This is a genomic window from Kitasatospora sp. NPDC087861 (assembly GCF_044742585.1).
Taxonomy (GTDB): domain Bacteria; phylum Actinomycetota; class Actinomycetes; order Streptomycetales; family Streptomycetaceae; genus Kitasatospora.
This window is the reverse complement of record NZ_JBIUUS010000014.1, coordinates 80,022-92,135: the sequence shown is the minus strand read 5'-3', so window position 1 is coordinate 92,135 and position 12,114 is coordinate 80,022. Positions and strand designations below refer to the sequence as shown.

10 protein-coding genes and 3 pseudogenes are annotated in these 12,114 nt (G+C 68.5%); 7 read left to right on the top strand and 6 right to left on the bottom strand.

All coding sequences use genetic code 11. The features are described from left to right. Nucleotides 1-357 precede the first annotated feature (357 nt). A pseudogene (locus ACIOJE_RS20840) lies at nucleotides 358-693 on the bottom strand (IS630 family transposase); the annotation flags it as partial. A 146-nt stretch (nucleotides 694-839) separates the two neighbouring features. Between ACIOJE_RS20840 and ACIOJE_RS20835 the strand changes: the two are divergent. After that, on the top strand, nucleotides 840-1,712 hold the full coding sequence (locus ACIOJE_RS20835; RefSeq protein ID WP_280674409.1) for a HEAT repeat domain-containing protein: 873 nt from the start codon (nucleotides 840-842) through the stop codon (nucleotides 1,710-1,712). 106 nt (nucleotides 1,713-1,818) lie between these two features. Here ACIOJE_RS20835 and ACIOJE_RS20830 read toward each other — a convergent pair whose 3' ends face one another. Further along, nucleotides 1,819-1,959: a hypothetical protein gene (locus ACIOJE_RS20830; RefSeq protein WP_280674408.1), complete on the bottom strand. Its 141-nt coding sequence runs from the start codon at nucleotides 1,957-1,959 to the stop codon at nucleotides 1,819-1,821. A gap of 277 nt (nucleotides 1,960-2,236) precedes the next feature. On the opposite strand from ACIOJE_RS20830, the gene ACIOJE_RS20825 reads away from it, so the two are divergent. After that, nucleotides 2,237-3,049: an IS630 family transposase gene (locus ACIOJE_RS20825; protein ID WP_280674407.1), complete on the top strand. Its 813-nt coding sequence runs from the start codon at nucleotides 2,237-2,239 to the stop codon at nucleotides 3,047-3,049. Nucleotides 3,050-3,070: 21 nt separating this feature from the next. Then, a pseudogene (locus ACIOJE_RS20820) lies at nucleotides 3,071-3,406 on the top strand (IS630 family transposase); the annotation flags it as partial. A 45-nt stretch (nucleotides 3,407-3,451) separates the two neighbouring features. Here ACIOJE_RS20820 and ACIOJE_RS20815 read toward each other — a convergent pair. The 4 genes and pseudogenes from ACIOJE_RS20815 to ACIOJE_RS20800 form a co-directional block, all read right to left on the bottom strand. Next, nucleotides 3,452-4,907 (bottom strand): annotated as a pseudogene (locus tag ACIOJE_RS20815) (NF041680 family putative transposase). Between the two features lie 69 nt (nucleotides 4,908-4,976). After that, complete coding sequence (locus tag ACIOJE_RS20810; protein ID WP_400777798.1) at nucleotides 4,977-5,168, bottom strand: DUF397 domain-containing protein; 192 nt, start codon at nucleotides 5,166-5,168, stop codon at nucleotides 4,977-4,979. A gap of 63 nt (nucleotides 5,169-5,231) precedes the next feature. Then, entirely contained in the window at nucleotides 5,232-5,423 is a 192-nt protein-coding gene (locus tag ACIOJE_RS20805; RefSeq protein ID WP_280674406.1) for a DUF397 domain-containing protein, read from the bottom strand. A 10-nt stretch (nucleotides 5,424-5,433) separates the two neighbouring features. Next, a complete protein-coding gene (locus ACIOJE_RS20800) occupies nucleotides 5,434-6,480 on the bottom strand; it encodes a helix-turn-helix domain-containing protein (protein ID WP_400777897.1) in 1,047 nt (348 codons plus the stop codon). 20 nt (nucleotides 6,481-6,500) lie between these two features. Between ACIOJE_RS20800 and ACIOJE_RS20795 the strand changes: the two genes are divergently transcribed. The 4 genes from ACIOJE_RS20795 to dnaE all read left to right on the top strand — a co-directional run bounded on the left by ACIOJE_RS20795 (nucleotide 6,501) and on the right by dnaE (nucleotide 12,095). Then, nucleotides 6,501-6,860: an ATP-binding protein gene (locus ACIOJE_RS20795; protein WP_280674404.1), complete on the top strand. Its 360-nt coding sequence runs from the start codon at nucleotides 6,501-6,503 to the stop codon at nucleotides 6,858-6,860. Next, nucleotides 6,860-7,126 carry a hypothetical protein gene (locus ACIOJE_RS20790; RefSeq protein WP_400777796.1) on the top strand — a complete coding sequence of 89 codons (267 nt, stop codon included), beginning with the start codon at nucleotides 6,860-6,862 and terminating at the stop codon, nucleotides 7,124-7,126. The genes ACIOJE_RS20795 and ACIOJE_RS20790 overlap by 1 nt, the downstream gene beginning before the upstream one ends. A 175-nt stretch (nucleotides 7,127-7,301) precedes the next feature. Continuing rightward, a complete protein-coding gene (locus ACIOJE_RS20785) occupies nucleotides 7,302-8,441 on the top strand; it encodes a hypothetical protein (protein ID WP_400777794.1) in 1,140 nt (379 codons plus the stop codon). A gap of 120 nt (nucleotides 8,442-8,561) precedes the next feature. Then, nucleotides 8,562-12,095, top strand: a complete 3,534-nt coding sequence (gene dnaE / locus ACIOJE_RS20780; protein ID WP_280674401.1) for a DNA polymerase III subunit alpha — start codon at nucleotides 8,562-8,564, stop codon at nucleotides 12,093-12,095. Nucleotides 12,096-12,114: the final 19 nt, after the last annotated feature.

The following is a 12,114-nucleotide window of genomic DNA, read 5'->3' as shown; positions in this document are numbered from 1 at the left end:
AGCCGCAGCGTGACGACGAGCCCGACGAACACTGCAAGCGCTAGGCGGTGTCGGTGGGTGGTAGCGGCGCTGGGCTCCCCGCCTTCCGCAACCTACGACCTACCAAGAGGCCCTGCCTCTATGCGCCTACCGCTCCGCGGTCACCCGAACGATACCCCCGTTCGATCGACAGACTCCATGATCGGTACGACAACGGCTTCTAACGTCGGGACGACAGGATTTGAACCCGCGACCCCTTGACCCCCAGTCAAGTGCTCCAAGTAGTGCCGCCAGCCGAGGCCTCAAGGCCTCGGCTCCTTTTGTGCTCAACTGCACTGGAACCTAAGTGGTCGGTTCCGGAGGTCCTTCGGGGGTTGATCAGGCAGCCAGGGCGACGGAGGATTCTTCTTGTCGGTCGGCGGGTGTGTGTCGGTCGAGCCGGGCCAACAGATCGTCCAGGTCGGATGTGGTGAACCTCCACTGGAACGGCTGTGCCGTGGCGTTGTAGCGGTCTTCGAATGCCCGGAGCCGGTCCCTGACCTGGGTCAGGTCGGTGAAGTCGTTGGGTCGGACGACCTTGCGCTGGACGACGGAGAAGTAGATCTCGATCTGGTTTAACCAGGAGGCGTGCACGGGGGTGTGGACCATGACGGCGTTCGGAAACCTGCTGGCCAGGCGGTCGATAGCCCGCTGGCCGCGGTGGGAGGAACCGTTGTCGACGACCCAGAAGACGCGTTACGCGCTGGCGTAGGGCTCGATGGTCATGACCTGCTCGACCAGGTTGAACACTCGGGCGGCCGCGAGAGACTGCCCGGACACCTACCGCGACCCGCTGATCCACCGAAAGCCGGATGACTTCCATGGACTTGACCACCGACGGGATCGACAGCCTCCTCGCGCGCTACATGCACGGGGACGGCGGCGCCCTGGACGACCTGGTGGCTGCCGGACCGGTGAGCCTTCGCCGACTCCTCGACGTGCTCGCGGGCCGGGCGGAGAAGAGCTGGGACCTGGCGGAGATCGTGAGCCGCGACCGGGACGAGTACCGGCGCCCCGCCTCGCTGCAGATTCTCCTGGCGGAGGCTTTCCCGGATGGGTTGTTCGACGCGCTGGCGGACGACCCCTCGCTCGAATCGCTGCTGGCCCGTGAGACGTTCGCGTATGTCAGGGACCCGCGGACGCTGCCGTTCCTGGAGCGCCAACTGCGGTCCGGTAGCCCGGAGTTCCGCCTCCGAGCGTTGCTCGGTCTGGCCGAGAACGGGTCCGCCGAGCACACGGAGGCCGTCGTCGGGTGCCTGGCGGACCCTGCGATGCGGTCCGAGGCGGTGGAGACGCTGGCCCGGCTGGGCGATGCCCGCGCGGTCGGGCCGTTGCTGCGTGAGCACCTCGCGGACGACTCCGACTTCGCCCGACGCACCGGGATGGCTCTGGACCTGGTCGAGCAGCGAATCGGCGGGCCACCGACGCCCCCGGTCTGGCGCGAGCTCGGGCCGGTGGAGTTCGTAGTGACGCCCAAGATGGGCGTCCCGTGGTGTGTGACAGAGGTCCTGGTGGTGCCCGGACAGACGGTCCGGGCGGGCGAACTCATGGCCGCCATGGAGAACGACGCGCTGAGCAACGACCTGATCGCCGACTGGCCCGGCACGGTGACGGAGGTCCGGATCGCGGTGGACGACGAACTGCCCGAGGAGATCGTCGCCCTTGTCGTGCAGAGTCGCAGGCGGCTAGGGTAAGAGGAGTTGACGACCTGACAGTGCGGCCCGGGAGCCTTCGCCCGCCGCTGTCGGACCCCGCCGCTAAGTGGTCGACTCCGGAGTCACTGGAGTGTCTTCCGCTTGGTCAGAGTTCGGGTCCGGCGAGGTGGAGCTGGCAGGCGCAGTCGAGGGCGTCTTCGGGGGTGCCGATGAAGGTGCCGGCAGGTAGCAGGGAGTCCTCGTAGCGGTCGCTGCTGGCGTAGTAGAGGGCGAAGCCAGCCCCCATCGGCTGGCGGTGCCGCTGTAGCGCAGGCGCATCAGTTTGACCCGTTCGCCGTCGGGCAGTTCGCCTTCCACGTAGGCGAACTGCCCGCGGTGGCGGATGTGCAGATCCGTCAGTTGCGGCCAGGCGGTGCGGGCGTGTTCGGTCAGCCGCTGGGCGAGTGACAGCTGGGTGTACTCCGGCATCGTGGGCATGGCCGCCATCCTGCCGGATCGCCCCGGCAGCGGATGCGGCAGGCTGCGACCCGTCTGATCCACTTCTCCCGATCGGCCCGCCTGCCATGCCCGTTGCCCCGGCCCGCCCGATATTCCCGACCGCTGCCGAGCGCGAGCGGTTGAAGAAGATGGCCTACGGCCACAAGACCGAGTACCGGCTGCGGATGCGCGCGCAGGTCGTCCTGCGCGCGGCGCGGGGGCGCTCCAACGCGCGGATCGCCCGCGAGACGGGCCTGCACCTGGACACGGTCCGTGCCTGGCGCGGCCGATTCGCCGACGGCGGGCTGCCGGCCCTGGCCGACCGCAGGCGCTCCGGGCGCCCCGCCCGCTTCACGCCCGTGCAGGTCGCCGAGGCCAAGGCGCTGGCCTGCCAGTTACCCGCCGAGAGCGGCGTGCCGCTGTCGCGCTGGTCGTGCCCTGAGCTGGCCGCCGAGCTGGCCGCGCGCGGGATCACCGACAGCATCTCCGCGTCCACGGTGCGCCGCTGGCTGCGCGAGGACGCGCTCAAGCCCTGGCAGTACCGGTCCTGGATCTTCATCCGCGACCCCGACTTCCGCGCCAGGGCCCAGCGTGTCCTGGACCTCTACGCCCGCACGTTCGATGGTGTCCCGCTGGGCGAGGGCGAGTACGTGATCTCCAGCGACGAGAAGACCTCCGTCCAGGCCCGCTGCCGCTGCCACCCGACCCTGGCCCCGGGCCGGGCCCGGGCGATGCGCGTCAACCACGAGTACGGCCGTGGCGGCGCGCTGGCCTACCTCGCCGCCTACGACGTCCACCAGGCCAAGGTCCTCGGCCGGTGCGAGCCCAGGACCGGCATCGTCCCGTTCATGAATCTGGTCGAGCAGGTCATGACCATCGAGCCCTACGCCAGCGCGTAACGCGTCTTCTGGGTCGTCGACAACGGTTCCTCCCACCGCGGCCGGCGGGCTATCGACCGCCTGGCCAGCAGGTTTCCGAACGCCGTTATGGTCCACACCCCCGTGCACGCCTCCTGGTTAAACCAGATCGAGATCTACTTCTCCGTCGTCCAGCGCAAGGTCGTCCGACCCAACGACTTCACCGACCTGACCCAGGTCAGGGACCGGCTCCGGGCATTCGAAGACCGCTACAACGCCACGGCACAGCCGTTCCAGTGGAGGTTCACCACCTCCGACCTGGACGATCTGTTGGCCCGGCTCGACCGACACACACCCGCCGACCGACAAGAAGAATCCTCCGTCGCCCTGGCTGCCTGATCAACCCCCGAAGGACCTCCGGAACCGACCACTAAGCTTGATTTTTTAAGCTGCCGCTGCGATCTTGGCGAGGTGGGCTTCGAGCGTGGGTTCGCGTTTGACGGTCTTCCCGACGTCGTAACGGGGCGCCGGCCTGCGATTCTTCGTACCGGGTGGGCGGCCGGGGCCTGGGTGTGTCGGTTGTGGCACGGCTGCCGGGCAGGGCGTCTTCGCGCGGATGTTGCGGAACCCGCGTCGGACCCGGGCGGGCGTGAGCCTGTTCGGCGGTACGGGTTTCTCCCAGGGCCGGCGCAGGTCTTCGGCGAGCGGTCGGGCGAGGCGGAGCTGGGTGTGCGCGACGATGACCAGCCAGGTCCATAAGTCCGCGGTGTCGGGGCGGCGGATCTTCGGGGCGGTCCATCCGAGCGTCTGCTTGATCAGCCTGAAGGTGTGTTCAAGGTCGAATCTGCGCAGGAACGTGCGCCAGATCCGGTCCAGGTGCTCGGTGTCGATGCCGGTGGCGGAGGACCACAGCCACAGCGGCTTCGCGTCCCTCTCGCCGGGCAGGTGCTCGACCTTGAGGCGGACCAACGTGCCGTGAACCAAAGGGATTTCGCCCTCGTGGTCGAGCCACGGCCCGCGCTTTTGCAGGCGCTGGTGCATCCGGTCCCACGCGCGGGCCTCGGCCTTTCCGTAGCGGGTGGTGTCCGTGCTGGTGGCCGTTTCAGGGGTGTGCCAGCTGTCGGGTTTGGCGAAGGTGAAGACGCCGCCGTGTCGGCGCGGGCGTCCGCCCCTGGGGCCGGAGCGGGGCTCGCCGGGGTCGCGGAGCATGACCCGGTCCGAGCGCAGTCGGCCGATCACCTCGACCGGAAGGTCCGCGAGCACGTGGGCCAGGCGGGTCACGTCGTAGCCGGCGTCCATCACGATGAGGATGTCCGGATCGCCCCGGTGCCAGTGGCCTGCCGCGATGATGCGGTTGACCACCTCGCGCAGTTGGGCCGCGGTGACGGCGGTCGCGTCGTCGGCCGGTCCCAGCCGGACCGCGTCCAGCAGCCCGACCCAGGACGTACGCCCGGACTCCAGGGCGGCGACGAAGGAGTACGGCCAGCCGGGGACGAACTGGTCGGCGCTTCTGCCGCGGCCGTAGACGTGGCAGAACAGTCGCTCGTCGCTCGTCGCTGGTCGGGGCGTCGGGGCGGAGCCAGTTGGAGACGTCCACGGCCAGGCCGATGCGCCCGTCCGCGAGCCGTGGCAGCGGCAGGCCGGCCAGGGTACGACGCAGCCGCGCCGGCTCCAGCCAGCCCCGGTCCAGCGCCTGGTACATCGCACCGTGCCCACGCCGGTGCTCAAGGGCGAGCGACAACTCGACCAGCGTCTTCACCGGCCCGTCCGCGCACAGCACCGCGTCCGTCAGCTCGAAGAGCGCGTCGGCACGGGTGTACAGACAGTCGTGGAACTCAACCCGAAAGCGGGACAACACGCCCAATGCCTCGCCTACGGGCGGGTCGAGAGGGAGACTCATACGCCTCCGTTGTCTCGGGAAGAAGCGCAGATCAGCAGGTCGAGTGACCGGCGAGGTAAAACGCCAAGCTTAGGCGTGGTGGTCGAACTCGCCGGCCTTGGCTGCTTGGAGGAAGGCGGCGAAGTTGGCGGGGGTGGTGTGGATGGTGAGGTGGCCCTCGTCGGACTCGCGGAGTTCGACCAGGCCGTCGGCGGTGCGGATCTCCACACACTCGTTGGAGGCCCCGCTGTAGCTGGACTTCTGCCAGTTGGTGCCGGTCATCTTGGGACCTCGGAGCGCTTGGCGCAGGAAGTCGGGCTGGCCGACTTCCTGCGCAGGGGGGTGTTAGGCGTGGTGGTCGAACTCGCCGGCCTTGGCAGCCTGGAGGAAGGCGGCGAAGTTGGCGGGGGCGGTGCGGATGATGAGGTGGCCCTCGTCAGACTCACGGAGTTCGACCAGTCTGTCGGCCTTGCGGACCTCGACGCAGTTCTCGACGTTGCCGCTGAAGGAAGACTTCTGCCACTCGGTGTCGGTCATGTCGGGCCTTTCATAGGTTTCGTGCGATCTTGCGAATCAAGTCGCGAGATTCGACCTCACTCAGCGCCGCTGCTTCGGTGCGGTCGAAGATGCGCCGGTAGCTGGTTAGCTCGCTGACAGCATCGAGGTACTCGGGGCCCTGGGAGGACTCCTGCTCGACGGTGTCAAGTTCAGGGATCGCGCCGAATGCATAGGTGAGGTTCTCGGCGGCACCGGGAAAGGTCTCGATGTCGAACGGAACGACTCGAATGGTCATCCAGGGAAGCTCGGAGTCTTCGAGCAAAGTGGCGAGTTGATCCTTGAGGACCTGGGTGCCGCCGAACCTCGTCCACAGTACCGATTCGTAGATGAAGGCAGTCAGCGGCTTCGGATTGCGGCGAAGGTCGGCCTTGCGCTGCATTCTGAACGCGATGCGGGCCTCCAGCTCGTGCCGAGGGATCGGAGGGATCACTCGCCCGAAGACTGCTGAGGCGTAGCTGATGGTCTGGCTGGGACCCGGCATGTGGGTGAGGACCCAGATCATGAGCTCGTGAGAGGTCTTCTCCAGCTCCGCGTTTTCGAGGAACCCGTCAGGGAGGGTTCCTCGATACTCCTCCCACCAACCTTTGGAGCGGTCCTGGAGCATGGACTCCAAGGCTTCGATCAGGGGCAGATTCATGCACTTGCAGGCGGCGGCGAAGGAACGGAGCCGCTCTGGACTGACACCGACCTTGGCTGACTCCATCTGGCTGACCTGAGTCCTGTCGATGCCAAGCGCTCTGCTCAGCTTGGTGGTCGACAGTCCGGCGGCCTCGCGCATCTTCCGAAGCTCGGTGCCGATGCGGCGTTGACGGAGCGTCGGGTTGAGTCGTGGCGGCATTGGTTCCTTCCTTGCCGATGTGTCCCAAGTCTGCCGCGCTGCTGGGCGCGGGGTCCACTTGAGGATGAACCTATCCGGATTTGGGATCACATGTGATGCCGCTGCTGTATGTTCGGTGTCATGGCGATCCGACGGATCGTCAATAACGCCCTGTTGCTGGGCGTTCGGCGGCATGCCCGCCGGTTCTTCCTTCACCATCACGCCTCGGGAGATCTCCCATGCGTCACCTCAACACGCCCTCGCTCGCCATCGCCCGCCAGTCCCTCCGGGACGCGATGTGTCGTTGCGGGTGGCCGCCCTCCGTCATCTTCGACGCCGAACTCGCGCTCGCCGAACTCCTCGTGAACGCCTGGCGGCACGGCGAGACCCCCGCGCCGGTCGTCCTCATCCTCGCCGTCGGTCCCACCCTCCGGGTGTCCGTCAGCGACGAGAGCCCCGGCCTCCCCGAGAAGCAGCAGCCGGCACTCCTCGCCCAGGCCGGCCGGGGCCTCCAGCTCGTCGAAGGCCTCACCCACCGCTGGGGCGTGGACCCCCAGGAACGCGGCAAAATGGTTTGGTTCGAGCTGGACGCCGCCTGATGGCCCTCCCCCTCCCGCGCCGCCGCCCCATGCTGCCGACCGACCCCCGGATCCGGTACTACACCGACGAGCACATCCGCACGCTCCTCGCCGAAGTCGACGAGCGCGGCCGCAAGTTCGGCCTCATCTGGCCCTCGGCCACCACTGACCGCACCATCGACGGACGCGTCCTCGTCCGCTTCAACACCGCCCCCGCCTCCACTCTCCTCAACCTCCTCTCCCTCCTCCTCGCCGCCGAACGAGACGCCGACCGGTGCGATTCCTGATCGCCGCCGCCTTCGCCGTCCTCCTCGCCCTGGCGATCACCACGGTCGCCCTCGGCGTCATCACCGCCCTCCGCGCGACCCCGCCCGACGAGGACGCCTGATCCCCAGCCCCATCCCCCGCCCCACCCCCAGCCCCCGCCGCCCAGCCGTCGGGGGCTAAGGGACGATGGAGCACGTGACAGAGCGGAGATACGAGTACGCCCCGGCAGGCACCCTGCCCGGGCTGTTGCAGCGCGGTCGGGGCCTGGGCGCGCTGATGGCGGCGGAGGACCCGACGGCAGCCGCCGACCTGGTCTACGGCTGCGTCCGCTGGGACTGGCGCTGGGACACGCAGGTCGACCACCGGGCGCTCTACCTGGCCCGACTGCTCCGGGACCTGGAGCTGCCGCTCGGGCCGGTGGTCGAGGTGCTGGCGGGAGACGAGGACGCCTGCATGCGGGCCACCGGCGTCCTGGAGCTGCTGGCGCTCGGCGGCTCCGCCGAGGCCCGGGACGCCCTGCGGGCCTACGTCCGCGAGGGCGAGCACCGGGTGGACGTGCGCACGCAGGGCGATCTTCCAGGGGCGCGTGGCCGTCGCGCAGGGGCGCGTGGCCCTCGCGGCGTGATGGACCCGGTCCCCGAGCGGGACAGCGCGAGCCTGCTTGCCCTGCTGGCCGACCCGGGGGCGGCCGAGAACGCCCGGGCCACGGCGCTCGTCGCGTTGTCGTGTCGGAAGCCCGAGCCGGGGCTGATCCCCTTGGTGCCCACGCTCGGGTCGGGAGATGACTCCCGCCCGCTGCCGAGGCTGGGGCGGGCTGTCGCACTCCTTGGAGCGCAGGCTGTCCCCGCCGCGCGGGAGTGGGCGGGATCCGATCGGCCCTGGTTGGCCTGCCTGGGTGTCGCGGTGCTGTCGGAGCACGGCGGCGAGGGTGATCTGCGGATGGTGACGGGCGAGCTGGAGCGGCGGTGGGTGGCCCAGGAGTGGTGCGGCCCGATGTACTCCGCCCGCGGCCTGACCCGGTTCGGCCCCAGGGCGGCCGGGGCCGCGTCGCTGCTGCGCCGGTTCTGGCTGTGGACGCCGCACTCGTACGAGCGCCCCGCGTACCTGGAGGCACTGGCGGCGATCGGGTCGGCGGGGATGGCCGAGGTGTACACCGAGTGCCTCTGGGACTGCGAGGCGGACGCCCGCCTGCTGGCCGTCCGGCACGCCCCCGACCGCCCCCACGTGCGCGAACGCCTTGCCTGTCTGCGCGACGATCCGATGGAGGAACCGGAGGTTCGGCAGGCCGCGCGGGTGCGACTGGAGGGAACCGCGGGAGCTAGAGTAGACGGGTGAACGTGTGAGCGATGGTCCGGACCCCACGAGGTGGTTCGGGCCACATCTGTTTCCAGGCATCCCTGTGACCTGCACGTTCGCCGGCCCACCAGACCCGCACTCGCCTCCGGAGGCCCCGCCTTGAGCGACCAGCCGTTCGCGCATCTGCACGTCCACACCGAGTACTCGATGCTGGACGGTGCCGCCCGGCTGAAGCAGATGTTCAAGGAGGTCGAGCGGCTGGGCCAGACCCACGTCGCGATGACCGACCACGGGAACATGTACGGCGCCGCCGAGTTCCACAAGCAGGCCACCGCCGCCGGGATCACCCCGGTGATCGGCATCGAGGCGTACGTCGCGCCGGAGTCCCGGTCCAACACCAAGCGCATCCTGTGGGGCCAGCCGCACCAGAAGCGGGACGACGTCTCCGCGTCCGGTGCCTACACCCACAAGACCATCTGGGCCCGGAACAAGGAGGGCCTGCACAACCTCTTCAAGCTGACCTCGCGCTCCTACTCCGAGGGCTGGCTGGTGAAGTGGCCCCGGATGGACAAGGAGCTGATCTCCGACCTGTCCGGCGGCCTGATGGCCACCACCGGCTGCCCCTCCGGCGAGGTGCAGACCCGGCTGCGGCTGGGCCAGTTCGACGAGGCGCTGAAGTCCGCCGCCGACTACCAGGAGATCTTCGGCAAGGAGAACTACTTCCTGGAGCTGATGGACCACGGCCTCGACATCGAGAAGCGGGTCCGCGACGGGCTGCTGGAGATCAGCAAGAAGCTGAACATCCCCCCGGTGGTCACCAACGACTCGCACTACACCACCGAGGCCGACGCCGGGGCGCACGACCTGCTGCTCTGTGTGCAGACCGGCAAGAACCTCTCGGACCCGGACCGCTTCCGCTTCGACGGCACCGGCTACTACATCAAGTCCGCCGCCGAGATGTACGCGCTGGACTCCTCGGACGCCTGGCAGGAGGGCTGCCGCAACAGCCAGCTGCTGGTCGCCCAGCGGGTCGACACCGCCGGCATGTTCGAGTTCCGCAACCTGATGCCGCGCTTCCCGATCCCGGAGGGCTTCGAGTCCGAGGCGGACTTCTTCAAGGCCAAGGTCTGGGAGGGCATGGACTGGCGCTTCCCGAACGGGTACGACGAGGAGCACAAGAAGCTCGCCGAGTACGAGATGGACACCATCATCCAGATGGGGTTCCCGGCGTACTTCCTCGTGGTCGCGGACTTCATCATGTGGGCCAAGAGCCAGGGCATCGCGGTGGGCCCGGGCCGTGGTTCCGCAGCCGGTTCGCTGGTCGCCTACGCGATGGGCATCACCGACCTCGACCCCATCCCGCACGGCCTGATCTTCGAGCGCTTCCTCAACCCCGAGCGCATCTCCATGCCCGATGTCGACATCGACTTCGACGAGCGCCGGCGCGGTGACGTGATCCGGTACGTGACCGAGAAGTGGGGATCCGACAAGGTCGCCATGATCGTCACGTACGGCACCATCAAGGCGAAGGCCGCCATCAAGGACTCCTCGCGGGTCCTCGGCTACCCGTACGCGATGGGCGACCGGATCACCAAGGCGATGCCGCCGGACGTGATGGGCAAGGGCATCCCGCTGTCCGGCATCACCGACTCCTCGCACCCGCGCTACAGCGAGGCCGGCGAGATCCGCGGGCTGTACGAGACCGACCCGGACGTGAAGAAGGTCATCGACACCGCCCGCGGCATCGAGGGCCTGATCCGCCAGCCCGGTGTGCACGCCGCCGGCGTCATCATGTCCGCCGAGCCGCTGACCGACCACATCCCGGTCTGGACCCGGCACACCGACGGCGTCACCATCACGCAGTTCGACTACCCCACCTGTGAGGGCCTCGGCCTTCTCAAGATGGACTTCCTCGGCCTGCGCAACCTGACGATCATGGACGACGCCGTCAAGGCGATCGAGAAGAACAAGGGCATCAAGATCAACCTGCTTGATCTGCCCCTGGACGACAAGCCGACCTACGAACTGCTCGCGCGCGGCGACACGCTCGGCGTCTTCCAGCTCGACGGCGGCCCCATGCGCTCGCTGCTGCGGCTGATGAAGCCCGACAACTTCGAAGACATCTCCGCCGTGCTGGCGCTGTACCGCCCGGGCCCGATGGGCGTCAACTCGCACACCAACTACGCGCTGCGCAAGAACGGGCAGCAGGAGATCACCCCGATCCACCCGGAGCTGGAGAAGCCCCTGGAGGAGATCCTCAAGCCGACCTACGGCCTGATCGTCTACCAGGAGCAGGTGCAGAAGGCCGCGCAGATCCTGGCCGGGTACTCGCTCGGCCAGGCCGACCTGCTGCGCCGCGCGATGGGCAAGAAGAAGAAGGAGATCCTGGAGGCCGAGTTCGTGCCCTTCCAGAAGGGCTGCCGCGAGCACGGCTACTCCGACGCGGCCATCCAGGCGGTGTGGGACGTCCTGGTCCCCTTCTCGGGCTACGCGTTCAACAAAGCGCACACCGCCGGGTACGGGCTGGTCTCGTACTGGACGGCCTACCTCAAGGCGAACTACCCGGCCGAGTACATGTCCGGCCTGCTGACGTCCGTCAAGGACGACAAGGACAAGTCGGCGATCTACCTCAACGAGTGCCGGAAGATGGGCATCCAGGTGCTGCCGCCGGACGTCAACGAGTCGGACTCGGACTTCACCCCGCACGGTGACACCCTCGTACGGTTCGGCCTGACGGCCATCCGCAACGTCGGTGGGCCGGTGGTCGAGTCGATGATCCGCACCCGGAAGTCGAAGGGGAGGTTCAGCTCCTTCCCGGACTTCCTGGACAAGGTCGAGTCGGTGGTCTGCAACAAGCGGACCGTCGAATCGCTGATCAAGGCGGGCTCCTTCGACTCGCTCGGGCACACCCGCAAGGGGCTGACCGCGCAGTTCGAGCCGATGATCGACAACGTCGTCGGCGTCAAGCGCAAGGAGGCCGAGGGGCAGTTCGACCTCTTCGGCGGCGACGCGGTGAGCGACGAGCCGAGCTTCGGCCTCGACGTGGTCTTCTCCGAGGAGGAGTGGGAGAAGGCCTTCCTGCTCACCCAGGAGCGGGAGATGCTGGGCCTGTACGTCTCCTCCCACCCGCTGCACGGCATCGAGCACGTGCTCGCCGACAAGGCGGACTGCGCGGTGGCCGACCTCGCCGAGCGGCCGGACGGCTCCATCGTCACCATCGGCGGCATCATCTCGGGCCTGCAGCGCAAGATGACCAAGCAGGGCAACGCCTGGGCGATCGCGACGGTCGAGGACCTGGCGGGCTCGATCGACTGCATGTTCTTCCCGGCCAGCTACCAGCTGGTGTCGTCCCAACTCGCCGAGGACGCCGTGGTGTTCGTGCGCGGCAAGCTGGACAAGCGGGAGGACGTGCCGCGGCTGATGGGGATGGAGCTGTCCGTCCCGGACCTGTCGAACGCGCACGCCGAGGCGCCGATCGTCATCAACATCCCGAGCGTGAAGATCACCCCGCCGCTGATCGCCCGGCTCGGCGAGGTGCTGGGCAGCCACAAGGGCACCACGGAGGTGCGGGTGCGGCTGGAGGGCCGGAACAAGACGACCGTGCTGCGGCTGGACCGGCACCGGGTGAAGTCGGACCCGGCGCTGTTCGGGGACCTGAAGCAGCTGCTCGGGCCGAGCTGCCTGGCGGGCTGAGCCGGTGACCGATCCCCCG